The organism is Kitasatospora sp. NPDC041917 (assembly GCF_055589745.1).
The window spans coordinates 260,508-283,468 of sequence record NZ_JBVJBI010000003.1; the positions used below are offsets into that span (position 1 = coordinate 260,508).

Sequence of the window (22,961 nt, forward strand, 5' to 3'; positions counted from 1 at the left end):
TGTCACGGCTGCCACGGTCGCGGCCTGCGGGTCAGTTCATCCCTGATGGCCTTCAGCAGTCGTTCCACCTCGAAGAGTTCGGACGATCCGGGTGAACCCGCCGCCTTGATGACGCCGTGGAGGTCGACGGCCTCCATGAGTGCGGAGGGCAGATCGCCCAACGCCATGGACGTCGATGCGATCTGGCGTCTGACACGTAGGAGCAGACTGTCGTGCGGTTCCCGTCGGGAACCGAGCTCCTCGGCGAGAGCCCGGAACTCGGCGCGTGCTCGCGCGTGTTCCCCCAGCCACATGTCACAGTGTGCGGCATCGGCCCGGCATTCGGCGGCCGGGTCGACGCCGTGGGCGCCCATGGTTGCGAATCGGCGCGCCAGGCCGGTGAACACGGTTCGAGCGTGGCCGTATTCGCCCGAGTCGAACAACGCGCGTGCCCGGACGAGTTGTTCTTCGGCGGGGGGTGGAGGTGCTTCACCGAAGGGGCTGTCCGGTTCGCCGGACTCACCAGGTGCGACGTGTCCCGTGAGGGCGAGCGAGGCCGGGTTCTCCTGGAGTAGCGGGGCGAGCAACTCGCGGATCTGACGTGCGGAGGAGGGGCGAGCGGACTGGAGCTTGGCCAGGGACTTCAGGATCACGTCTTCCAGGGGTGGTGGCGTGTCCGGTCGTCTGTCGCGCGGCGGTACGGGCGCAGTGTGCCAGTGGTCGTGAATGAGCTTGGACATGCTTCCGGTGAACGGCGGCTCCCCGGTGAGGAGTTCGTACAGGACGCAGGCCAGCGCATAGAGGTCGCTACGCGGGCTGATCGGACGGCCGGTGTCAGGCTGCTGTTCCGGTGCCAGGTAGCTGAAGGTTCCCAGGACCTGCCCCTGCTGGGTGAGCCCCCACCGCTCCTTCTCGAAGGTCCGCGCCACACCGAGGTCGAGCAGCATGACCTTCCGGTCGTCGGTGAGCATGATGTTTGCGGGCTTGATGTCGCGGTGGATGACGGGAACGGAGTGCAGGTGGGCGAGGATGTCGCACAACTGGACGGCGATTGAGACGATCTCGGCGATGGGGAGGGCGGGGCGACTCCGTCGGGAAAGGTCCTCCCCGAGCACAAGTTCCATGGCCACGTAGTGGTCGTCCGTATCGGGATCGAGTCCGGCGTCGTAGAAGGTCGGGATCCCGGGATGGTGCAGACGGGTGAGGATCTCGGCCTCGCGGCGGAACCGTTCGAGACACTCGGCGAGTTCGGCGGGATCGGTGACGGGGGCGATGTACCGCGGCTGGATGATCTTGAGTGCGACGTCCCGTTGTTCCTGGTGGTCGTAGGCGTGCCAGACCTGGCCCATGCTGCCGGCTCCGAGCCGGCCGCGCCGCTCGTAGCGTCCGCCGCCCGGTCGAGGCTCAGTCCGCACTGTCGTGATCATCCGCGTCGGCCCCGGCCCTGTCCTCGGCCGTCGTTCGAGCCTCGGCCGTGGCCTGGATCTCGGCGGCGAGTTCGGCGAGCGTGCCCTCGCCCGGCAGGAGCCAACGGTTCGTCCCCTGCACAGCGACGGGAGCCTGCGCCCATCCGGCGGCCTCCCAGATCCGGTGGACCAAGCCGGTCGGTGAGTGGAGCTCTCCGTCGAACGCCCAGACCAGAGGCTTGCGCCGGTCGTTGACCCAGGTGGCGAGGAACCGGGACGGGTCATCGTTCAACCACTCCTCGACAGCGCGTGCCTCGGCGCCGATCGGGACGTAGATGAGCTGAGCCCCATCCGGGATGCGCTGGTGATCGACCAGCAGGGGAACCGAATTGGGTCGGCGGGGTCGTCGGGGCGCCGGAGCGGAGAGGTCGGGGTGCGGGGGGACGGCGGTGCCGTCCTTGAGCCTGCGTAGCGCCGTCTCCGCAAGCCATCGGCACCGCTGCGCGCTGCTCATGGTGACCGAGATCAACGCAGATCTGCCGAAGTGCGTGGTCGAGAGCTCCAGCAGGACGGTGAGCAGACCGGGCAGGCGGCGCAACACCGTCCTCAAGCGCTCCTCCCATTCGTCGTCCAGCTCGTCGATGTCGTCGTCGAGCAGTTGGAAGACGATGTGCGAGATCAGCAACCTCCCGGACCTCGCCAGGGCCCGCGCACGCTCGGACGCATTGGCGACGAGATCCTCCAGCGCCTCGCCGACTGCCCGCGTCAGCAGCACCGACCGCCAGATCTGCTGGGCACTCGGGCGCTCGCCGAACAGCAGCGTGTACGCGCCCTCCGGGGCCTCGCGCCACAGGTAGTCGTGGTCGCGACGGAGGTGGGCGACGAGTCCGGCGTCGGGGTGGGCACAGGCGAGGGCGGTTGCGGCCTCGGTCACCGAGCAGCCGGCGGCAGGCGACGGCATGAGGTCACCTCGCCGGTAGACGTAGGACTTCCCGAGCGAGGCCGCGAAGTCGTCCCGGATCACGGACTGACGGGGATCGAGCGCGATGAAGTCCCTCGGCTCCATCCGGTTCTGGGTGTTGGTCGACTCGGTGATCCGCCGCGCCAGTCCCTCGGGCGCGTTCCTGAGGCCGATCACACGGACCATGACGTTGGCCTGGGTGACCGAATCGGGGTTCTGCTCGAAGGCATGGAACGCGGAGACCACGGTCTGCGCGCCGTTGACGACCTGGGCGTCGGACAACTCCAGCTGCACCGGGTGGCCTTCGATACGGCGGGCGAAGTACGAAGCGCGGATGTCGTCGCAGAGCACCGTCACTCCGTTGTTGAAGTACATGAAGTGTTCCGGCGTCTCGACGAGCGTGTCGACGATGGCCTGGTTGACGGCGGTTCTTCCGAGGTAGCCACGAAGATTGCGCTCGAACAGCCGCAGGCCATGGGCCTGGTACCAGCGCGCCAGCTCATCGGCGGCCACGGTGCCGGCGATCGCGGGGTAGGCGCCGGCCGCCTGGTGCCACCGGTCGGAGAGGGTGACGGTCAGAGTGATGGGTGGGGTGATGGTGTTCCGGGCCGCCATGTGGAAGTCGGCCAGATTCAGAGTGTGGATGTCCAGGACGTCGCCGAGGAGTCCGAACCTCTCGACCGCGGACGACAGGAGCTCCTTCGCCGTCGCCAGCTGTCGTTCCTCCCCCGTGAACGCGAGGACCAGGTGGATCCGGCCGTACGGTGAAGCGAGGACCTCGTCGACACGGTCGGCCAGTTGCTGGAACCGCGCGTTGAACCTCCCGTACGCACGGTTGACGATGAGTTCGAGACCGGATAGGAGCTTCAGGACGTTCTCCTCGGACGGCAGGGCCCGGCCGTGGTCGCTCCACTTGGCCTGAACCAGCCACACCTCCTGTCCGGCCGGGGAGAGCGCGACGGCGTCAATCCCGTGGTCATCGGGACCGTCGATGAGGGACTTCGCGGCCTCCTCGGGACCGCACTCGGTCAGCAGCGCGACAGCCTTCGCCGCCAGTGCCCGGGAGTGGAAGGCGGACCGGTGGTGCGCCGTGCCGGAGCGCGGATCGCCGAAGTCGATGTACGGCCCGAACTCCTGGGTCAGCGCCTGCTGGATCACCCTGACCTGGATCGACGTGGATTCCCCCGGCGTAGCTTCTGAGTCCATCGAGGTCTCCTGTTCGGTCTGATCGGTGCCGTTGTCGGACGGTCCGGTCGAGCGGCTCACGCCGAGTACTGAACGATGAGTGGGGAGGCGACGAGACAGCCGGGGACCGTTGCGGTGCCCGGGAGCGACACCGTGACCCGGGCGTAGCCGGTCATCGGTACGGACGTGTCGAGCCCACCGCTCTCGATGTCGATCCTGCTGAGCAGACGACGGACACCTTCGGCCGGGAGGCTCACGGGATCGACGTGCGGCGCGCCCGAGGTGCGCCGGCCGGCGGCGAGGGCGGAGACGGCCTGGCCGGCAGAGGTGAGGAAGACCCTTCCGTAACTGGCACCGCCGTCGAACCCTGTCAGCTCGGGACCGTTGACCACCTGCGGTTCGCTGCCCAGCAAGTGACGTACCGAGCCATGCAGCAGGAGCCGTGCGGCCGGTGCCGGTTCGGACCCCGTCCGGTGCTCCTGTTCATCGGAGGCCGGGGCCGTGAAGAGCACGAGGTCGGGATACTCGTCCCGAAGGGTGACGCAGTTCAGCCGCATCTCGAAGTGAACCCATTGGCCGGGGGACAGGTCCGGGGCGGTGAACGGTCTGGCCGTCTTCCGCAGCTGCTTCAGGACCCTCTCGCGGTGCCCGCCCCGGCCGCTGTCGCCGGTCGGTGCGTCGAGGCTGACGCCTCCGATCGGTGTGGTCACCTGCATCGTGCCGGTCCGTGAGAACCGGCTCGGTTGCGGCAGGAACTGCTTGAGCTTTCCCTCTGACAAATAGATGACCTCGCGCATCACCACTGTCGTCCCCCTGCATCCTGGTCCCCTGCGGTCTCTCGCCGTGGCTCTCCGGCTTCCGCGTAAGCAGGGTAGACGGTGCCGTGAAGGGACACGGCGGGTGACTGGAGTGTCGGACCTCCGAACCCGGGCCGGGCCGTCCGGCGCCCGTCCGACACTTCGTGGACACCTGACGTTCGGCGGTGGGACGCCGACCGGTACGGCGGTCGGTGAACCATGGCGCGGTCGGCGGCGCCCTCGGCGGGCGCGGCCGGGTGCGCACGACCGAAAGGAACCCCCATGTCCGCTGCCCAGTGGCCCCGCCCCCGCGTGCTCGTCGTCGGGATCGACGGCGTCCGCCACGACTTCCTGGCGCAGGTGCCGATGCCCCGCCTGCAGGAGGTCGCCGAGGCCGGGTTCCTGGTGCCGGTCACCGTCGCGGACAGCACGCCCACCATGTCCGGGCCGTGCTGGGCCACCATCGTGACCGGCGTCGAGCCCGCCAAGCACGGGGTGTGGGGCAACCACCTGGGCGGCAACCGGCTCGACGTGTTCCCCGACTTCGCCACCCGCCTCGCCCGGGGCGACCGCCGCCGCACCTTCGTCGCGGCCGGCTGGGACCCGCTGATGATCAACGAGTCCGGCGGCCCGCTGTTCCGCGCCCCCGGCCGGCTCTCCTACGTGGCCCCCGCCGAGGACACCCCCGAGGCCTGGGAGGCGGTGGACGAGGAGGTCACCCGGGAGGCCGTCCACGTCCTCGGCACCGCCGACCCCGAGGCGTCCTTCGTGTACCTCGGCGCCGTCGACGAGACCGCCCACTTCCTGGGCTGCGGCGACGAGTACCGCGCGTCCATGCGCACCGCCGACAAGCGCCTCGGCCGCCTCCTCGACGCCGTCCGGGGCCGGGCGACCCACGCCGAGGAGCAGTGGACGGTCATCGTCGTCACCGACCACGGGCACGTGGACGCCGGCGGCCACGGTGGCCGTACGGCCGAGGAGCGGACGGCCTGGGTGGCCTGCGCCGGGCACGACATCCTGGCCGGCCCGCCCACCGGCGAGATCCGTCATCCGGACGTCGCCGCGCAGGTGTACGCCTCGCTGCTGCGTCCGATCGACCCGCACTGGACCCTCGACGGCCGCCCGTTCCCGGTCGCCCGTCCGGTACCGGCGGCGGTCTGAAACCGCGTCGCCCGAAGCGGTGGTGGTCCGAAGCGGTGGTGGTCCGAAGCGGCGGCGGCCGGTGACCCGGCTGCAGCAGGCCGGGCTGCGGCGGCTCCGGGCTTGAGCAAGGCTCGATCGGGGCTCGGGCCGTTCTCGACCCGGGCGTGCCAACCTGAGCGCCGGAGCGGCACGGACCCGGCGACCGGCGGTGCCGGGGCCTGTGGCTCAGGGATCCGTGGGGCCGGGATCCGCAGGTCCGGAATCCGCGGGCCTCAGGGTCCCTGCCGGAGGACATACGCCTGAAGGTGGAGAAGGTACCCCGTGGGTCGGAGACAAGTTCGCGACCTGGTGGTGACGATCCGACGGGTCCGGACGGGCCACGATGGTTGCACCGGACGGCGGAGCACGCCGACCGGGTCGGTGACGCGGACCTGAGCGGCCGCCGACAGCGAAGACGAGCGGCAACGGCACGAGCGGCAACGGCCGCATCGGTCACGACACGGAGAGGGCAGTCGGGCATGAAGGGCATCGTGAGCAAGGTCGCGCTGGGAGTCGCGGGTACCGGCATGGCTGTCGCCGTGGCGGCTGTGGCAATCGGCCCGCGGGTGTCCGACTGGTACGACGAGCACCACCAGCAGCAGGGCGCGTACGAGACCGGCACCCAGGCCAAGGCGGACCGCCGGTCGATGCCGACCTGGCTGCCCGACGACGCCTCCGGGGTGAAGTACCTGATGTCCACCACGGGCGACGACCGCCTGCTGCGCGCCACCCTCCCGGAGGGCCGGCTGCCCGCCGGTTGCACCGCCGGGCTGCCGGGCAAGAGCGCGCACCCGGTTCCGCAGGCGCTCAAGGCCGGCTGGTTCCCCGAGAGCGTCGCGACCAAGGCCACCGGCACCTGCGGGCACTACAACGTGGCCCTGACCGGCAACCAGCTCTACGCCTGGCAGGACGGCGCCGCGGTGCAGGCGGCGCTGCGCGCCGAGCACGTCGCCAAGCGCTGAGTCCGGCGACCGGCCCCGGGGGCGCCCGCCGGCCGGGCGACGGCCCCCCCGACCACTGCCGAGGACTCCTCCCGGCCACTTCGGCCCGGGAGCGGAACGGAACGGAACGGCCCGCCGGGCACCGGAAGGTGCGGGCGGGCCGTCGTCGTGTGCGGGCCGGGCCGGGCAGCGGGGCGACCGCCGGACGCACCCCCACGGCCGAACAGCGTGCACCCCCGCTGTCGGAACCGGCCCGGGCTGCGATAGGACGGAGCGCGAACGAACCCCGCGTCACCCGTCCGTAAGGAGAACCATGCCCGGCCCGACCGTCGGCCCCACCGACGACACGTCGACCGCTGCCGCTCCCGCACCCGCCACCACTCCCGACCCCGCGTCCCTTGCCGCCCCGGCCCCGGCCCCGGCCCCCGCCACCGCCACCGGCCAGGCCCGGCCCGGCTGGGCCGTGATCGCCGCCCTCGGCGGGATCGCCGCGCTCGGCCCGCTCACCACCGACCTCTACCTCCCGGGCCTGCCCGCGATCGCCGACGACCTGGTCGCCCAGCCGGCCGCCGTCCAGCTCACCCTGACCTTCTCGATGCTCGGGGTCGCGGCCGGTCAGCTGCTCTTCGGGCCGCTCAGCGACCGCTACGGGCGCCGTCGGCCGCTGCTCGCGGGGCTCGTCCTCTACACCCTGGCCAGCGTGGCGTGCGTGTTCGCGCCGAACCTGACGGTGCTGATCGTCGGCCGCTTCGTCCAGGGCGCGGCCGGCTCCGCCGGGCTGGTGATCGGGCGCGCCGTCTCCCGGGACCGCTTCCAGGGCGTCGCACTGCTGCGCTTCCTCGCCTCGATCGCCCTGATCTCCGGGCTGGCGCCGATCCTCGCCCCGATCATCGGTGCGCAGCTGATGCGGTTCACCTCGTGGCGCGGCACCTTCGGCGTGCTCACGGCCCTCGGACTGCTGCTCACCCTGGTCTCGTTCGGCGTGCTGCGCGAGACGCTGCCGCCGGAGACCCGGGACCGCGGCGGGGTCGGTGCGGCCCTGCGGACGATGGGGAGGCTGCTGCGCAACCTGCCGTTCCTCGGGCTGGCGCTGACCAGCTCCCTCGCCTTCGGGGCGCTCTTCGGCTACATCAGCGGGTCGTCGACGGTCCTCCAGGACGTGTACCAGGTCTCGCCGCAGACCTACAGCCTGCTGTTCGGGCTGAACTCGTTCTCGATCGTGGTGATGACCCAGGTGAACGGACGGGTGCTGGCGCCGCGCTTCACCCAGCGGGCGCTGATGCTGGGCAGCCTCGCGGCGGCGGTCGCCGCCGGGGCGGCGCTGGTGCTGCTGACGACGGTGTGGGACTTCGGGCTGGCCGGGTTCTGCCCGCCGCTGTTCGTGATGATGGGCAGCCTCGGGGTACTGCTGCCGAACACCGCCGCCCAGGCGCTCGGCCTGGTCGAGCCGCAGGTGGCGGGCACGGCGTCGGCGCTGCTGGGGACGGGCAACTTCCTGTGCGGTGCGGTGGTCGCACCGCTGAGCAGCCTGGGCGGTCGGCCGTCCGCCGTGCTGCTGGCGCTGGTGGTCCTGGTCTGCGGGGTGCTGGCGACGGTGGCGTACCTGGCGCTGTGCCGGCCGGAGCGGATGCGGGCGGCGGGCGGCTGACGGGCGAACAGCGGCGAACGGACGCCGACGAACGGACGACAGGGAACAGAGAACAGCGAACAGATAACAGGGAACAGAGGACGGATGACAGCTGACAGAAAATGAAATCTGTCAGCTGTCATCCGTCATTCGTCACCCGAAGCGGACTCAGGCGATGGAGAAGTCATCCCCGTACACGTTGCCCTGGCCGTACCAGCCGTGCAGATACACGGTGACGGTGCCGTTGGCGCCGGTGGTGAAGGGGACGGACAGCTTGGTCCAGCCGGAGGAACTGGTCCAGGCGCTGGCGGTGGCGCCGCCGCTGACGCCGACGTAGGCGTAGTTGCCCTGCACCCAGCCGCTCAGGGTGTAGCTGGTGTTGGGCTTCAGGGTGACGGTCTGTGAGCACTCGCCGGTCTGGCCGGCGGTGGCCGCCGCCTGGAGCGCCTTGGTGCCGGAGTGGACCGGGGTGGAGACCACGGCGCCGCCGCTCTGGCAGGTCCACGGGGTCAGGCTGCCGCTCTCCAGGTCACCGTTGACCAGGCCGGTCGTCGGGCCGGTTCCGGTGATGGTCAGGGTGTAGGCCGCGGTGTGGCTGCCGGAGGGGCCGGTGGCGGTGACGCCGAGCTGGTAGGTGCCCGGAGTCGCGGCCGAGGTGGTGCTGATGTTGAGCGTCGCGCTGTTGCCGGTGGTGACGCTGCCAGGAGTGACGGTGGCGTTGATGCCGATGGTCGGGACGCTGATGACCGAGAAGTTGACGGTCTGTGCCGAGCCCGCGGTGGTCGCCGTCGTGATGGTGGCGGAGGTGGACGAACCGACTGCGACCGTACCGGAGTTCGGGTTCACGGCGACCGAGAAGTCGTTGCCGGGCTGGGTGCCGGTGACGTTCAGGGTGAAGGTGCCGGTGTGGCTGCCGGAGGCCGCCGATCCGGTCACCGTGATCGGGTAACTCCCGGGCGTCACACCGGATATGGTGCTGATGTTGAGCGTGGCGCTGTTGCCGGCGGTGACGCTGCCGGGGGTGACGGTGGCGGTGACGCCGGCCGGGGCCCCGCTGACCGTGAGGTTGACGCTCTGCGCCGAGCCCGCCGTCACGGCCGTCGCGACGGTCGCCGAGGTGGACGAACCGGCGGCGACGGTGGCGGAGTTCGGGCTGACCGACACCGAGAAGTCGTTGTTCACCGTCGAGCCGCTGGTGAACGGCGCGAAGATGTGGCTGAAGTCCCAGGTGTTCTGGGTGATCCCGGAGCAGTTGTCGTTCCCGGCCGTGCCAGGGCAGCCGCCGTTGTCGCGCTGGAGCGCCCAGAAGGACAGCGTGTTGATGCCCTTGGAGACCGCCCAGTTGTACACGGTGTTGGCGTTGGCCAGGGTGAACGTCTCGGCCGGGCCGAAGTCGTCGACACCGATCATCTCGATGATCCCGATCGAACCCCACAGCTGGGCGGGGGTCTTGGACGGGTAGAGCTTGGCGAGCTGGTTGTAGAGGCCCTGCGCGGAGGTCTGGGTGTCGGCCGCCATGTCGTGGGTGGCGTTGTCGTAGTAGTCGAAGGTCATCATGTTGACGACGTCGATCCGCGCGTTGTTGCTGACCGCGTTCCGCAGCACCGCGAGGCCGCTGTCGGCCAGTCCGGAGGGGGTGGTCGGCAGCGTGTAGGAGAACTGGATGGTCCGGCCCTTGGTGGCCGCCCAGTCCTGGACGAGCTTGATCGCCTTGTTGCGGCGGTCGATCCCGCCGCTGTTGGTGAGCGAGTTGTCCTCGATGTCGAGGTCGATCCGGCTGACGTCGTAGGTGGTGATCACGTTCTCGAAAGCGGCCGCGATCTGGTTGACGTCGGTGCAGCTGTCGGCCAGCTCGGTGCCGGTGTTGTCGGCGGTGTAGCCGCCGAAGGACGGGATCACGTCCCCGCCGTTGGCGCGGATGGTCGCGATGTCGGCGCCGAAGGTGGAGGAGGACACCGGCTTGGAGGTGTCGCCGTTCCAGTACGGCGTGCAGGAGCCCTTGGTGGCGGCCTGGAGGAACGCCATGGTCAGGTGCTTGGCGCCGGACTGCGCGGCCAGCTGGGCCGGGCTCTGGCCGGTCCAGGACTCGAAGTAGGGGGCGAAGACCCGGCTGGGCAGCGGGGTGGCGGCCTGGGCGGAGCTCGTCCCGGCGGCGACCAGGCCGGCCGAGGCGGCCAGTGTGGCGCAGGCCGTCAACACGGCCTGGACTGTTCTGCGAAGGCGCATGGATTCTCCAACAGACTTGGTGGGGCAGGACGTTGGGGAGGTGCGGTCGGTCCGGGCGGGGCGGCCGAGTGAGGTCGGCCGCGATCCCGGGACCGGTGCGGATATCGGGAGTACGGGCGTGCGGGCGTGCGAACGCCCACCGGCTCGCGCGGACGCGGGCGGCGGGCGCATGCGCGCCGTACGGAGCGGGGGTGGAGTGGAGCATGGCAGGGCAGTGCCTCAGCCGCCGGTGGTCACACCCCCACAGTGCATCCCGGTCGGATCGACATGCTTATGTTTGGACTAGACCACTGGTCTGTCAAGAGACCTAACAGTTCGTCAGCACACGGTCCGCGTGGTGAAAGGGGGTGGGAGGGGGGCGGTGCCGGTGCTGGAGTCGGTGCCGGTGACGCGAGAGGCCCCGAAACGAGAAGGCCGTGGCCGCGCACCCCGGAAAGGGGCGCGGCCACGGCAGCCCGGCGCTCAGGACACCGGGCGGTTCATGGTGTCGCGGATCCGTGGACCTGTCGGCCCGGATTGGTGGCCTGGATCGGTGGCCGGAGTCAGCGGGACGGCGGGCAGAGCGTGGAGAGCAGCGCCTCGTTGATCTTCGCGGCGGTGTCCGGGCCGAAGCCCTGCGGGTGGTCGGCGGAGGTGAAACGCTGGTTGGCCAGGTCGACCAGCTTCTGCTTGTCCTTGGGGAACTGGTACATCGACTGGCACTGGTTGCGCGCCCGGTCCACGGCCTGGTCCGGCTTGCCGCCGACGATCGCCGGGTCGATCGCGTCCAGCGCGGACACCAGCTTGGTCGCCAGGTCGGTGCCCGGCTTGGCGGGCAGTCCGGCGTCGGTGGGCGGGGCGGGCTTGGCCGGTGCGGGGGCTCCCGAGGTGCCGGCGTCGGGGGCGGGAGCGCCGGTGGCGCCGTCGGCCGTGGGGGCGGCCGAGCCGGGCGCGGGGGCCGCGGGTGTGGTGGTGGCGTCGGAGGGCGCGGGGGTCGATGCGGCGGAGGCGGTGGGGGAGCCGGCCGCGGAGGTGGCCTTGTCCGAGCCCGAGCCCGAGCCCGAGCCCGATCCGGAGCTGGAGCAGGCTGCGAGGCTCACCGCGGCGAGTGCCGTGAGGGTGGCGGCGAGGAGACGAGTGCGCATGGCGCCCAGAGTGTCATGTTCGCGGCATGGAAGGGAAGGTGTCTCCGGTGGCTCAGGAGGATCGCCGGAACGGCGGGCGGCGGCCCGGAGGAAACTCCTCCGGGCCGCCGCGTTCATGATCCGCGGGCGTCCGCGGGCGTCCGCAGGTATCCACGGGCGTCCGGGGGCGTCCGCGCCGGACCGCCGTCAGCCGAGCCCGTTGGACTTCAGCCAGTCCTTGGCGACCGCCGACGGGTCCTCCTTGTCCACCGAAACGCGCTTCATCAGAGCCACCAGGCCGGCGGTGTCGAGCTTGGCCGACACCGCGTTGAGCGCCGCTGTCGCGGTCGCGTCCACGCCCGCCTTGTAGACCAGCGGGGTGACGTTCTGCGCGCCGAAGATGTTCTTCGGATCGGCCAGCGGGACGAGCTTGTACTGAGCGATCTTCGGGTCGGTGGTGAACACGTTGCCGACCTGGATGTTGCCGTCCTTGACCGCGTTCGCGGTGGTGTCGGCGGTGGGCTTCCACTCCTTGAAGGTCAGTCCGTAGACGTCCTTGAGCTGCTGCTCGCGACGGTTCTTGAACTCCGGCGGCCCGCCGATGGTGAACTCTCCGGCCTTGGCGGCGAGGTCGGCGATGCTCTTGAGGTTGTCCTTGTCGGCCGTCTCCTGGGTGACGCTGAGCGAGTCCTTGTCCTCGGCCGGGGACGATTCGAGGAGGCCCAGCGAGGCGGGCAGCGTCGTGGCGAGCGCCGCGTTGACGTCCTGGGTGGTGGCGGCGGTGGACTTGGGGTCCAGGTAGGCGAGCAGTGAGCCGTTGTACTCCGGCAGGACGGTCAGGTTGCCGCTCTGCAGCTGTCCGTAGAGCACCTCGCGGCTGCCGATGTTGAACTTCTCCTGGACCTTGACGCCCTTGGCCTTGAGAGCCTGCGAGTAGATCGACCCGAGCAGGACGTTCTCCGGGAAGTTGGCCGAGCCGACCACGACCGTCGACCCCGAGCCGCCTGAGCCGCCTGAGCCGCCCGAGCCGCCTGCCGGGGCCGAGGCGCTCGACCCCCCGCCGAGCGGGTCCCCGCCGGAGGATCCGCAGGCGGTGGCTCCGAGGGCGAGCGCGGCGAGGGTGCCGAGGACGACGGCGCGACGGCTTCGGTTGATTGTCGACATGATGACAAATGTCCTTCCGGAACGGGAGGTGAGGGGAGACGGACGTCAGTGGGGCCGCTGCTGGGCGCGCACCCCGGGCGGGAGCGCGAACCGGGCGAGCAGGGCGAAGAACAGCTGGGCGGCGACCGCGAGCAGCACCACCAGCAGCGCGCCGCCCACGGTCACGGCGTACTTGCGGGTCGCCAGCCCGTCGATGACGTAGCGGCCGAGGCCGCCCAGACCGACGTAGGCAGCCACCGTGGCGGTCGCGATCACCTGCACGGTCGCCGTGCGGAAGCCGGCCAGCAGGGTCGGCGCGGCCGAGGGCAGGCAGACCTGCCGCAGCACCTGGGGGTGGGTCAGCCCGATGCCGCGGGCGGCGTCCCGGACGTCCGGGTCGGTGCCGCGCACCCCCTCGACGGCGGCCACCAGTAACGGCGGCGCGGCCAGGGCGACCAGCGGGATCAGTACGGCGGTGTCGCCGACCCCGGCGAGCAGCACGGCCAGCGTCACCAGGCCGAGGGTGGGCAGGGCGCGGGCGGCGCCCGCGAACGCGGTCACCACGGTGACGCCGCGCCCGGTGTAGCCGATCAACAGCCCGAGCGGGACGGCGAGCAGCGTCGCGCACAGCAGGGCCTCGCCGGAGAGCAGCAGGTGCTCGGCGACCCGGTGCGCGATCGAGTCCGGCCCGCTGAGGTGGTCCGGGGCGGTGAAGAAGTCGCCCAGCCAGTTCAGCCAGTTCACGAGCCGGCTCCCTTCTCCCGGACGGCCCAGGGTGCGAGCAGCCGCCGGGCGGTGACCAGCAGCAGGTCGACGGCCAGTGCCAGGACGGCGATCAGCGCGATGCCGGCCACGATCGGGGTCGGGAAGGTGCGCTGGAAGCCGTCGACGAACAGGTAGCCGAGCCCGCCGCGGCCGACCAGCGCACCCACGCTCGCCAGCGAGATGCTGGACACCGCGGCGACCCGCAGTCCGGCGATCAGGTACGGCACGGCGGCGGGCAGCTCGACCGCGGTCAGCCGGTGCCACGGCCCGTACCCCATCGCGGTCGCGGCCTGCCGGACGGCGTCCGGGACGGCGCGCAGTCCGTCCACGGTGGTCGGCAGCAGCACGGCGAGGGCGTAGAAGGTGAGCGGGATCATCACGGTCGCCTGGGTGGCGAGGCCGGTGTACGGGATCAGCACCACGAACACAGCCAGCGAGGGCAGCGCGTAGACGATGTTGAACACGGCGGACAGCGGCTGGTACAGCCGGGGGTAGCGGGCGCAGGCCAGGCCGAGCGGGACGGCCAGCAGCAGGCCGATGAGCACGGGGACGAGGGCGATCACGGCGTGGTCGGCGAGCAGGTGGCCGAGGTAGCCGAGGTGATCGCCGATCCAGTACCAGCGGACGATCGGTTCATCGTCCACCATCGGCTCCGTCCGTGCCGTCCGTGCCGTCCGTGAGGCCGGTGCCGCTCGTGCCGGCGGTGCGGCCGGTGCCGCCCGTGTCGCTCGCGTCGTCCGCGTGGCTCCCGGCGATCGGGGACTTGTCGATGCGGACGGGGGCATCGGCGGCCGGCGGACCGGAGGCGTCGGGCCGCAGCGCGGCGAGGACGGCCTCGCGGCTCGCGGTGCCGGTGACCCGGCCGTCGGCGTCCAGCGCCACGGCGACCCCGGCGGGGGAGAGGACGGCGGCGTCCAGCGCGGTGCGCAGGGTATCGGTGTCCGGGTGGAAGCCGGCCGTCGGCTGGAGTTCGGCGACGACGGCGTCGCGGTCGATCCAGCCGATCGGGCGGCGCTCGTCGTCCAGGGCCAACTCCCAGCCCCCGTAGCGGAGTCCGTCGCCCACTGGGCGGAGCTCGACGGCCCGGGCGGGGCGCAGGCCGAGGCCGCGCAGGCCCCGGTCGCGCCCGAGGAAGGCGGCTACGCCCTCGTCGGCGGGGGTGGTGAGCAGGGTGTGCGGGTCGGCCAGCTGGGCGACCCGGCCGCGCTCGCGGAGCACCACCACCTGGTCACCGAGCCGGACGGCCTCCTCGATGTCATGGGTGACGAACAGCACCGTCTTGTGCAGCTCGGACTGGAGCCGCAGCAGCTCCTCCTGGAGCCCCGCCCGCACCACCGGGTCGACCGCGCTGAACGGTTCGTCCATCAGCAGCACCGGCGGGTCGGCGGCCAGCGCCCGCGCCACGCCGACCCGCTGCTGCTGGCCGCCGGACAGCTGGAACGGGTACCGCTTGGCGGTCTCCGGTGCGAGTCCGACCAGTTCGAGCAGTTCGGCGGCGCGGGCGCGGGCCTTCTTGCGGTCCCAGCCGAGCAGGTAGGGGACGGTGGCGATGTTGTCGATCACCTTGCGGTGCGGGAAGAGCCCGGCCTGCTGGATCACGTACCCGATGCCACGGCGCAGCTTGGCGGGTTCCAGCTTCGCGACGTCCGTGTCGTCCAGCAGGACCCGGCCCGAGGTGGGCTCGACCATTCGGTTGACCATGCGCAGCAGGGTGGTCTTTCCGCAGCCGGACGGGCCGACCAGGACGGTTATCCGACCGGTCGGGACCTCCAGGTCCAGGCCCTCGACCGCGACGGTGCCGTCGGGGTGGCGCTTTCCGGCGCCCTCGAATCTGATCACGTGGGAGTTTCCTCGTCAGGGCGCCCCGGGGAGGCGGCGCCTGGGTCGTTCGGTCGTTCGGTCGGGTCGTTCGGTGACGGCGGTTTCAAGCGCCCGGGCGTACTTCCGCCCGCGTGGCTGCCCAGCTTTGGACCGGCGGAAACTCTGATCAGACTATGACCTGCATCATCTCCTGTCCTTGATTTACCGCCCGGCACGCGGTGGGACTGCGACCTCAGCCGCCCTGACGGGTCGGCAGACCGGAGGCCGCCCAGCCCACGAAACCGCCGTCCAGGTCGGTCGCCCGGTGCAGCCCCAGCTCGCGCAGGGAAGCGGCGGCCAGGCTGGAGGCGTAGCCCTCGGAGCAGACCACGATCACCTCGACGTCGTAGCCCGAGGCCTCGGGGATCCGGTGACTGCCCGTCGGATCGAGTCGCCACTCCAGCACATTGCGCTCGATGATCAGCGAGCCGGGGATCTCCCCCTCGGCCGCCCGCTGCGCCGCCGGACGGATGTCCACCAGCAGCGCGCCGTCCAACTGGGCCTGGTAGGCCTCGCGGGCGCGCGGCCGGTGCACGCCCTGCCGGGCCCGCTCCACCAGGTCGTCGATCGTGGTCACCATTGTTCCGGTCCTTCCTCGGAGGTGCGGACGAGCCCGCCGGCCCGCAGGTCGTAGTGCGCCATCGAGCTCAGCGGCGGCGAGTAGGCGTGCAGGGTGACGGCAGGGCCGACGGCGGTGTTGCGCACGTCGTGCACGTACTCGGGGCCGAAGGCGCGGGCGGTGCCGGCCGGGATCCGCCGGATCAGCAGGCCCTGCTCCGGGCCGCCGAGGGACAGCTCCTCCAACTCGCCGAGGGCGACGGTGAAGGCGCCGCGTGAGCCGCCGTGGTCGTGGAAGCCGGTGGACTGGCCGGGCAGCCAACTGATCAGCCACACCTCGTGGTCCTCGTCGGCCGCCAGGCGGCGGTACCAGCGCTCCTCGGTGGAGAGGCGGACGTGGTGGATCCACTCGTCGGGCCGCTCGGCCAGCTCGCGGACGATGGTCCGCAGGGTGCTGGGGGTGAGCGGCGCGGGGGTGTCCCCGGCGGGCGGCGGCGGTGGTGGCTCGGGGGCGCTCGCCGGGCTCGCGGAGCCGGCGGCGGCGGTTGTGCCGATGGTGTCGGCGGTGGTGATGGCACCGGCACTGGCGTCGGTGGCGGTGCCGGTGCCGGTGTCGATGTCGGCTTCGGGGCCGGTGGCCGGGCGGGTGTGGCGGCTGATGCTCGGGCTCGGGCTCATGGGGCGTCCTCGGGTGCGGCGGGAACGTCGGCGGGAAGCGCCCGGCGTCCGGCGGCGTCGGACGGGCGCGGGCCGACGGAGCGGCTCGGCACGAACGGGTGCGCCGGGGCGGGGCAGGAGTCAGAACTGCGGGTGCGGGTGCGCGGCGCGGGACCTGGCGGACGTCACAGGGCGGGACCGGCGGGGGAGAGCAAGGTCAACAGGCACAGATGGAACTCGCCTGGCGTCGCAGATCGACGTGCAGGCGGCAGACCAGAGTGGCGCCGGAGTCCATGCGCCGGATCTTTCCCGAGCGAACCGGACGAAGTCAAGCCGAGCCGACGGCCCGCCGCCGCCCGTTGCCGGTGCCGGGCGGACCCGTCGGCCGCCGGTCGGACCGCCCTTCGAGCACTCCTCGACCGTCCTTCTCGACCGTCCCTCGTCCACTCCTCGACCTCTACTCCTCGACCAGGTGGCGCGGAACCGCTGGACTCGTGGCGGGCGGCGCCGACGCGGTGTCGCCCGTCGGCTGCGCGGGCACCGACCCGCCGGCGCCCGGCGCCGGTCCTACCAGTGCCTGGTCGGCCAGTGCCTGTTCGACCAGGGGCGCGGCCTGCTCGCCCAGGTGGCGGCCGAGTGTCTGGTAGGCGTCGAACTGCTGGTGGTCGAACCACTGGTCGCTGGTGCGGTCGTTCGGGAAGGCCCGGTTCGCCATCGCGTAGGCGTGCAGCTCGTACGGCATGTCGGGGGTCAGTACCGCCTGGAGGACGACCAGCCGGCCGTGCCGGACTGCCCCTGGCCCCTCGTCCAGGTCCGGGTAGTGGATGTCCCCGGTGATCACCGCCCGGGCCGAGAGCCGGGCGGACAGCTGCGCCGCGAGCCCGCGCAAGGGTGGCCGACGGCTCGCGCGGTCGTTCGTGCGGTCCTTCGCGCCGTCGTCCGCACCATGGTCCGCGCCGTCGTCCGCACCGCCGCCCCCGGTGGGCCGGTCGGTGGGCCGGTCGGCGGCGCTGCCGGGAATCAGCAGTTCGGGCTCGTGCAGGGTGATGACGACGCCCAGCTCCTCGCGGGCCAGGGTGATCGCGGCGGCCAGCTTGACGGCGTAGCCCGCGTCCCCGCTGGCGTCGATGCAGACCGCCGTGCCCACCCGGTGCCGCAGCAGCTCGACCAGCCCGAGGTTCTCGTAGTGGCCGCCGTCGGTGGTGAGCAGGAAGCGGTCGTCGGCCGGGAACCGCCCGATCAGCTCCCGCAGTTGGTACGGGAGGCGGCGGACGGCCGGCTGCGCGGGGCGGCGCCAGTCCGGTGGGCCGGACCAGTCCGGGCCGAGCACCGCCGGGTTGGGCAGCCATGTGCCGAGGCGGGCGTTGGTCACCGCGAAGAGCCGCTGGTGGACCCGGGATTCCCGCCCCATCGCGGAGGAGAAGGCCGCGCCGGACACGGCCATCGCCGACTGCACGGTGAGGTCCCGGGCGATGTGCGGACGGGTGCGCCGCTCCAGCAGGTCGGTGCGCGCGTACCCGATGTCCGGACCGCCCACGTAGTCGTACGAGAGCGAGAAGGAGACCGCCGGACGGCCCGGCGGCGTACGGGAGTTGCCCGACAGGTTGGCCGCCGCCGAGAAGATCACCTGGGGGAAGTCGGGGCGCCGGGCGCCGTAGTGGCTCAGCCAGGTCTGCTCCCGGAAGAAGTGGTACGGGCGGGCCACCGACCGGCCGCCCTCGGTGGCGCGCCGGACCGCGAACGCCGAGGCCAGTCGCAGCCGGTAGAACGGGTGCAGGCTCATCCAGGTCTGGTCGAGGTTCAGCCCGACCGCGCCGAGCAGCAGCGGCAGCAGCACCTGGACGGCGGTCGGCCAGGCGTACCCGGTGGCGACCGCCCAGCCGAGGGCCAGCAGCGCACCGGCCGTCAGCGCCAGGAGGGCGGACCACACCACGAGGGTCTGGGGCAGGCCGGCGGCACGACCGCCGCGGGGACGGCCCGCGCCGTGACCGGTGCCGCCGTCCGCCGTGCCCGCCGGGCCCAGTGGGGTGGCACCCCGGCCGGGCGACCGGCGGTCGCGCCAGAGTATGCCGAGCAGCAGCGCCAGGTAGCTGAGCGCCACGGTCAGGCCGAGACCCGCGCCGGTCAGCTGCGGCCCGGCCGCCAGCGCCTGCTGCAGCCGCACCGCGCCCCAGGCCAGCTCCGGCACCGCCAGCACCCCGACGGCCAGCAGGGCGGCCAGCCCGAGGAGGCCGAGGTTGGCCCGGCGCAGGGCGCGCGGCAGCAGCGCCTGCCAGCCGAGCGACGGGAAGGCCAGCAGCCAGAGCAGCCAGCACCCGGCGGCCGTGGCCAGCAGCACGCCGAGGGCGGCGAGCGCGGGCACCCGGAACTCCAACGGGCCCGGTACGGCGTCGGTGTGGCGCAGCCCGGCGGCCGCCAGGTGGCTCAGGTCGGTGAGCGGTACGGCCCGGTAGCAGCGGCTGAGCCCGAGGCCGAGCGTCAGGACGGCGGCCAGCAGCAGGGTGAGCGCGGACAGGACGCCACGCAGCAGCGTCCCGAGGGCGACCAGCCACTCGCCGGCGCCGTCGGCGACGTACTTGCCGTGGCGGCGGAGGTGGTCCTCCTCGGGGGAGCCGGGTTCCATCACGGTGTCGGCCGTCAGGCCCGAGACGGCGTGCACCGGACTGCCGGGCGCCGAGTCGCTGAGCGCGAGCTGGAGCGCGCCGACGGTGTAGCCGCCGCCCGAGACGGAGACGAGGTAGCGGGCCCGTTTCAGCCAGGGCCGCAGCGACTGGAGCGCGCCGAGGGTGACGCAGGCCGAGCGGATGCCGCCGCCGGAGGCGCAGAAGCCGAGTTCGGCGGGTTCGCGGCCGGGCGGCACCCGGGCGGCGTCGTGCCAGCGGGCATGCCGGACCGGGGTGTCCCGGGCGCCCGGCGGGCCGTGGGCGTCCGGAGACGCGGCGGCGGCCGGTGTGGCGCCGTGCCGGGTGGCGATCGGCCAGGGCGGGATCAGCGCCGGGCGCTCGGGGGAGTCGGTGCCGTGGGCCTTCGCGCTCGCCCGCGCCGGCCGGAGCCCGCGTACGGCGCGGGTGGCGGTCACCACCAGGAGCCCTGCCGCGACCGCCCCGGCGGGCAGGAGCAGGAGCCATTTGACGGTGGCGAGCGCGGTGGCGGCGGCGAAGGGGGTGTCGGAGGGGGTGTCGGAGCCGCCCGTGCCGGGGCGGAGGTCGTCGAGCCCCACGCGCAGCAACGCGTCCTCGCCGAGATCGCAGCAGGCCGCCAGCAGTCCGCCGCCGCCGACCGCGAGCGCCGGCAGCCGTCGGCGTGCCGGTCCGAGCAGGTACCCACCGAGCAGTGCGGTGGCGAGCAGCGTCAGCGCGTAGCCGCCGATCAGCCAGCCGTCGGCTCGCAGTGCGGCCAGGTGGTCCGCGACGCGCCCCCCGACCACCGCCTCGGCGGCCGCACGGGAACCGGCCAGTTGGAGGGCGACGTCCCGTACGTGCGGTGCCCGGTGCCGGAACAGCAGCCCGCCGAGGACGACCGGGACCAGTGCGCCGAGGGCGAGCAGCAGGCCGGCCCAGGCGGGCAGCGCGGGCGGCCGCGCCGCGGGGCTTCCGCCCGCCGTCGTACCGGCCGGAACCGCGCCTCCCGCCTCGCCTCCCGCCGTGCCTGCTGCTCCCGCAGTTTCCGCCGCTTCCGCCGCTTCCGCCGCGGAATTCCGCACCACCGTCATCGTCGCCCCCGCTCGGTCGCCTCGATCCCCCGTGACCGAGCCGTCGAACTTGTATGAAAGCAGCGAGGACTGACGGTCCATCGTGATCCACAGCGAAGTTCACGCGGCTCTTACCCGGCCATCGCCATGTGCGCACCCCGGGCGTTCGGTTTCACTCGAACGAGTAAGGAGGCGACTCTCGGGGTAGATCGTCTTTTCATCGCACCCGGGACCACCCGCGTGTCCGCGCAACAAGATCTCCCCAGACGCGTTTCCGTCAACGTATTGTCAGGCCACCGAGGCCGGGCCTACCGTCTACAGATCGCTTTCTACGCACGTAGACCCTGTGGTTCCCCGAGCGGAACCGCGGGTCAGACCCGCCCCGTCAACCCTCAGACCGCGGGCCCGACCGCACGGCCGGACCGCGGAGTTGCGGAGGTACCCATGTCGCAGATCGTCCGTGCCGCGCTCGTCCAGACCCGCTGGACCGGCGACCAGGAGAGCATGATCGCGCTCCACGAGCGGTACGCCCGCGAGGCCGCCGCCCAGGGCGCGAAGATCATCGGCTTCCAGGAGGTCTTCAACTCCCCGTACTTCTGTCAGGTCCAGGAGGCCGAGCACTACCGCTGGGCCGAGACCGTTCCCGACGGTCCCACCGTGCGCCGGATGCGGGAACTCGCCCGCGAACTCGGGCTGGTGATGGTCGTCCCGGTCTACGAGGAGGAGCAGCCCGGCGTCTACTACAACACCGCCGCCGTCATCGACGCCGACGGCAGTTACCTCGGCAAGTACCGCAAGCACCACATCCCGCAGGTCAAGGGCTTCTGGGAGAAGTACTACTTCAAGCCCGGCAACCTCGGCTGGCCCGTGTTCGACACCGCCGTCGGCAAGGTCGGCGTGTACATCTGCTACGACCGCCACTTCCCCGAGGGCTGGCGCGCCCTGGGCCTGGCCGGCGCGCAGATCGTCTACAACCCCTCGGCCACCAGCCGCGGCCTGTCCGCCTACCTCTGGCAGCTCGAACAGCCCGCCGCCGCCGTCGCCAACGAGTACTTCGTCGCCGCGATCAACCGCGTCGGCACCGAGGAGTACGGCGACAACGACTTCTACGGCACCTCCTACTTCGTGGACCCGCGCGGCCAGTTCGTCGGCGACGTCGCCTCCGACAAGGAGGAGGAACTCGTCGTCCGCGACCTCGACCTCGGCCTGATCGAGCAGGTCCGCCAGCAGTGGGCGTTCTACCGCGACCGCAGGCCCGACGCCTACGGACCGCTCGCCGAGGCGTGAGGAGCAGCGCGATGACCACCAACGACGTGTGGGCCGCCCGCGACCCGCACCAGCGCACCGTCGTCCGCGGCGGCCTCGTCATCACCGCGACCGAGGAGGTCCACGCCGACGTCCTGATCGAGGGCGAGCGCATCGCCGCCCTCGCCGCCACCGGCAGCTCCGCCGCCGGGGCCTGGACCGCCGACACCGTCATCGACGCCACCGGCCACTACGTCATCCCGGGCGGCGTCGACGCCCACACCCACATGGAACTGCCGTTCGGCGGCACCGCGGCCTCCGACACCTTCGAGACCGGCACCCGGGCCGCCGCCTGGGGCGGCACCACCACCATCGTGGACTTCGCCGTCCAGCCGGTCGGCGGCTCGCTGCGCGAGGGCCTGGACGCCTGGCACGCCAAGGCCGAGGGCAACTGCGCGATCGACTACGCCTTCCACACCATCGTCTCCGACGTCAACGACGCCGTGCTGAAGGAGATGGACGCCCTCGTGGACTCCGGAGAGTCCACCTCCTTCAAGCTCTTCATGGCCTACCCCGGCGTCTTCTACAGCGATGACGGCCGCATCCTGCGCGCCATGCAGCGCGGCGCCGCCAACGGCGGGCTGATCATGATGCACGCGGAGAACGGCATCGCCATCGACGTCCTGGTCGAGCAGGCGCTCGCCGCCGGGAGGACCGCCCCCCGCTACCACGGCGAGGTCCGCCGCGAACTGCTGGAGGCGGAGGCCACCCACCGGGCGATCAAGCTCGCCCAGGTGGCCGGCAGCCCGCTCTACGTGGTGCACGTCTCCGCCGCCGCCGCGCTCGCCGAAATCGCCCAGGCCAGGGACACCGGCCTCAACGTCTTCGGCGAGACCTGCCCGCAGTACCTCTTCCTCTCCACCGACAACCTCGCCGAGGAGGGCGCCGACGGCTTCGAGGGCGCCAAGTACGTGTGCAGCACGCCGCTCAGGCCGCGCGAGCACCAGGAGGCGCTCTGGCGCGGGCTGCGCACCAACGACCTCCAGGTGGTCTCCACCGACCACTGCCCGTTCTGCTTCGTCGGGCAGAAGGAGCTGGGCCGGGGCGACTTCTCGAAGATCCCCAACGGCCTGCCCGGCGTCGAGAACCGGATGGACCTGCTCCACCAGGCCGTGGTGGACGGGCACATCAGCCGGCGCCGCTGGGTCGAGATCGCCTGCACCACCCCGGCCCGGATGTTCGGCCTGCACCCGCGCAAGGGCACGATCGCCCCGGGCGCCGACGCCGACCTGGTGGTCTACGACCCCACCGCGGTGCAGACCGTCTCCGCCGCGACCCACCACATGAACGTGGACTACTCGGCCTACGAGGGCCGCCGACTCACCGGCCGGGCAAGGACGGTGATGTCGCGCGGCACCGTCGTGCTGGACGACGGCGCCTGGCTCGGCCGGGCCGGCCACGGCGCCTTCCTGCGCCGGGACACCTGCCAGTACCTGGTCTGAGCCCTCTCCCGCTTCCCGCCCCTTCCGCCGTTCGGCGTCACCTGGCGCCGCCTGCTCGCCGTTCCACCGCTCGCCGTCCGACCGCCGTCCGCCCGCCGCTCCGATCCGGTCGGTGGCCGGTCGGCGGCGGGCA

18 protein-coding genes are annotated in these 22,961 nt (G+C 72.2%); 5 read left to right on the forward strand and 13 right to left on the reverse strand.

All coding sequences use genetic code 11. The features are described from left to right. Positions 1-2: 2 nt before the first annotated feature. From ACZ6EM_RS04905 to ACZ6EM_RS04915, 3 genes are read right to left on the reverse strand one after another with little or no spacing between them, the layout of a single operon-like run. Positions 3-1,406 carry a serine/threonine-protein kinase gene (locus tag ACZ6EM_RS04905; RefSeq protein WP_465771690.1) on the reverse strand — a complete coding sequence of 468 codons (1,404 nt, stop codon included), beginning with the start codon at positions 1,404-1,406 and terminating at the stop codon, positions 3-5. Continuing rightward, positions 1,384-3,612 (reverse strand): AIPR family protein, encoded by a 2,229-nt coding sequence (locus ACZ6EM_RS04910; RefSeq protein ID WP_452179879.1) that lies wholly within the window; start codon positions 3,610-3,612, stop codon positions 1,384-1,386. The genes ACZ6EM_RS04905 and ACZ6EM_RS04910 overlap by 23 nt, the downstream gene beginning before the upstream one ends. Further along, positions 3,609-4,328 carry an SAVMC3_10250 family protein gene (locus ACZ6EM_RS04915; RefSeq protein WP_401049910.1) on the reverse strand — a complete coding sequence of 240 codons (720 nt, stop codon included), beginning with the start codon at positions 4,326-4,328 and terminating at the stop codon, positions 3,609-3,611. Before ACZ6EM_RS04915 ends, ACZ6EM_RS04910 begins: the two co-directional genes overlap by 4 nt. A gap of 282 nt (positions 4,329-4,610) precedes the next feature. Between ACZ6EM_RS04915 and ACZ6EM_RS04920 the strand changes: the two genes are divergently transcribed. From ACZ6EM_RS04920 to ACZ6EM_RS04930, 3 genes are all read left to right on the forward strand, one after another. Further along, the gene (locus tag ACZ6EM_RS04920) at positions 4,611-5,489 is read left to right on the forward strand and encodes an alkaline phosphatase family protein (protein WP_465771691.1); all 879 of its coding nucleotides are present in this window, start codon (positions 4,611-4,613) and stop codon (positions 5,487-5,489) included. A 500-nt stretch (positions 5,490-5,989) separates the two neighbouring features. Continuing rightward, a complete protein-coding gene (locus ACZ6EM_RS04925; RefSeq protein ID WP_359900458.1) occupies positions 5,990-6,472 on the forward strand; it encodes a hypothetical protein in 483 nt (160 codons plus the stop codon). Positions 6,473-6,764: 292 nt separating this feature from the next. Continuing rightward, entirely contained in the window at positions 6,765-8,099 is a 1,335-nt protein-coding gene (locus ACZ6EM_RS04930) for a multidrug effflux MFS transporter (RefSeq protein ID WP_465771692.1), read from the forward strand. A gap of 147 nt (positions 8,100-8,246) precedes the next feature. Here ACZ6EM_RS04930 and ACZ6EM_RS04935 read toward each other — a convergent pair whose 3' ends face one another. From ACZ6EM_RS04935 to ACZ6EM_RS04980, 10 genes are all read right to left on the reverse strand, one after another. After that, positions 8,247-10,304, reverse strand: a complete 2,058-nt coding sequence (locus tag ACZ6EM_RS04935; RefSeq protein ID WP_465771693.1) for a glycosyl hydrolase family 18 protein — start codon at positions 10,302-10,304, stop codon at positions 8,247-8,249. Positions 10,305-10,846: 542 nt separating this feature from the next. After that, positions 10,847-11,428 (reverse strand): hypothetical protein, encoded by a 582-nt coding sequence (locus ACZ6EM_RS04940; protein WP_465771694.1) that lies wholly within the window; start codon positions 11,426-11,428, stop codon positions 10,847-10,849. Between the two features lie 186 nt (positions 11,429-11,614). Continuing rightward, the gene (locus ACZ6EM_RS04945; protein ID WP_465771695.1) at positions 11,615-12,571 is read right to left on the reverse strand and encodes an ABC transporter substrate-binding protein; all 957 of its coding nucleotides are present in this window, start codon (positions 12,569-12,571) and stop codon (positions 11,615-11,617) included. 45 nt (positions 12,572-12,616) lie between these two features. Further along, positions 12,617-13,294, reverse strand: a complete 678-nt coding sequence (locus ACZ6EM_RS04950; RefSeq protein WP_401045863.1) for an ABC transporter permease — start codon at positions 13,292-13,294, stop codon at positions 12,617-12,619. Further along, on the reverse strand, positions 13,291-13,962 hold the full coding sequence (locus tag ACZ6EM_RS04955; RefSeq protein WP_401045860.1) for an ABC transporter permease: 672 nt from the start codon (positions 13,960-13,962) through the stop codon (positions 13,291-13,293). The genes ACZ6EM_RS04950 and ACZ6EM_RS04955 overlap by 4 nt, the downstream gene beginning before the upstream one ends. Beyond that, a complete protein-coding gene (locus tag ACZ6EM_RS04960) occupies positions 13,949-15,154 on the reverse strand; it encodes an ABC transporter ATP-binding protein (protein ID WP_465771696.1) in 1,206 nt (401 codons plus the stop codon). Before ACZ6EM_RS04960 ends, ACZ6EM_RS04955 begins: the two co-directional genes overlap by 14 nt. Positions 15,155-15,368: 214 nt before the next feature. After that, positions 15,369-15,755, reverse strand: a complete 387-nt coding sequence (locus tag ACZ6EM_RS04965) for a rhodanese-like domain-containing protein (RefSeq protein ID WP_359900474.1) — start codon at positions 15,753-15,755, stop codon at positions 15,369-15,371. Beyond that, complete coding sequence (locus tag ACZ6EM_RS04970) at positions 15,749-16,411, reverse strand: cysteine dioxygenase (protein WP_465771697.1); 663 nt, start codon at positions 16,409-16,411, stop codon at positions 15,749-15,751. Before ACZ6EM_RS04970 ends, ACZ6EM_RS04965 begins: the two co-directional genes overlap by 7 nt. A 196-nt stretch (positions 16,412-16,607) precedes the next feature. Continuing rightward, complete coding sequence (locus ACZ6EM_RS04975) at positions 16,608-16,685, reverse strand: putative leader peptide (RefSeq protein ID WP_107086570.1); 78 nt, start codon at positions 16,683-16,685, stop codon at positions 16,608-16,610. A gap of 162 nt (positions 16,686-16,847) precedes the next feature. Continuing rightward, the gene (locus tag ACZ6EM_RS04980; protein ID WP_465771698.1) at positions 16,848-20,093 is read right to left on the reverse strand and encodes a hypothetical protein; all 3,246 of its coding nucleotides are present in this window, start codon (positions 20,091-20,093) and stop codon (positions 16,848-16,850) included. A 432-nt stretch (positions 20,094-20,525) separates the two neighbouring features. On the opposite strand from ACZ6EM_RS04980, the gene ACZ6EM_RS04985 reads away from it, so the two are divergent. Then, positions 20,526-21,368 carry a nitrilase-related carbon-nitrogen hydrolase gene (locus ACZ6EM_RS04985; protein WP_401046712.1) on the forward strand — a complete coding sequence of 281 codons (843 nt, stop codon included), beginning with the start codon at positions 20,526-20,528 and terminating at the stop codon, positions 21,366-21,368. An 11-nt stretch (positions 21,369-21,379) separates the two neighbouring features. Beyond that, on the forward strand, positions 21,380-22,828 hold the full coding sequence (hydA, locus tag ACZ6EM_RS04990; RefSeq protein WP_465771699.1) for a dihydropyrimidinase: 1,449 nt from the start codon (positions 21,380-21,382) through the stop codon (positions 22,826-22,828). Positions 22,829-22,961: the final 133 nt, after the last annotated feature.

Bases quoted from the DNA above. Each gene is read 5' to 3' on its own strand.
- ACZ6EM_RS04955 (WP_401045860.1), bottom strand. From the start codon at position 13,962: ATGGTGGACGATGAACCGATCGTCCGCTGGTACTGGATCGGCGATCAC.
- ACZ6EM_RS04975 (WP_107086570.1), bottom strand. From the start codon at position 16,685: ATGGACTCCGGCGCCACTCTGGTCTGCCGCCTGCACGTCGATCTGCGA.
- hydA (WP_465771699.1), top strand. From the start codon at position 21,380: ATGACCACCAACGACGTGTGGGCCGCCCGCGACCCGCACCAGCGCACC.
- ACZ6EM_RS04945 (WP_465771695.1), bottom strand. From the start codon at position 12,571: ATGTCGACAATCAACCGAAGCCGTCGCGCCGTCGTCCTCGGCACCCTC.
- ACZ6EM_RS04905 (WP_465771690.1), bottom strand. From the start codon at position 1,406: ATGATCACGACAGTGCGGACTGAGCCTCGACCGGGCGGCGGACGCTAC.
- ACZ6EM_RS04965 (WP_359900474.1), bottom strand. From the start codon at position 15,755: ATGGTGACCACGATCGACGACCTGGTGGAGCGGGCCCGGCAGGGCGTG.
- ACZ6EM_RS04940 (WP_465771694.1), bottom strand. From the start codon at position 11,428: ATGCGCACTCGTCTCCTCGCCGCCACCCTCACGGCACTCGCCGCGGTG.
- ACZ6EM_RS04985 (WP_401046712.1), top strand. From the start codon at position 20,526: ATGTCGCAGATCGTCCGTGCCGCGCTCGTCCAGACCCGCTGGACCGGC.
- ACZ6EM_RS04935 (WP_465771693.1), bottom strand. From the start codon at position 10,304: ATGCGCCTTCGCAGAACAGTCCAGGCCGTGTTGACGGCCTGCGCCACA.
- ACZ6EM_RS04925 (WP_359900458.1), top strand. From the start codon at position 5,990: ATGAAGGGCATCGTGAGCAAGGTCGCGCTGGGAGTCGCGGGTACCGGC.
- ACZ6EM_RS04915 (WP_401049910.1), bottom strand. From the start codon at position 4,328: ATGCGCGAGGTCATCTATTTGTCAGAGGGAAAGCTCAAGCAGTTCCTG.
- ACZ6EM_RS04930 (WP_465771692.1), top strand. From the start codon at position 6,765: ATGCCCGGCCCGACCGTCGGCCCCACCGACGACACGTCGACCGCTGCC.
- ACZ6EM_RS04920 (WP_465771691.1), top strand. From the start codon at position 4,611: ATGTCCGCTGCCCAGTGGCCCCGCCCCCGCGTGCTCGTCGTCGGGATC.
- ACZ6EM_RS04970 (WP_465771697.1), bottom strand. From the start codon at position 16,411: ATGAGCCCGAGCCCGAGCATCAGCCGCCACACCCGCCCGGCCACCGGC.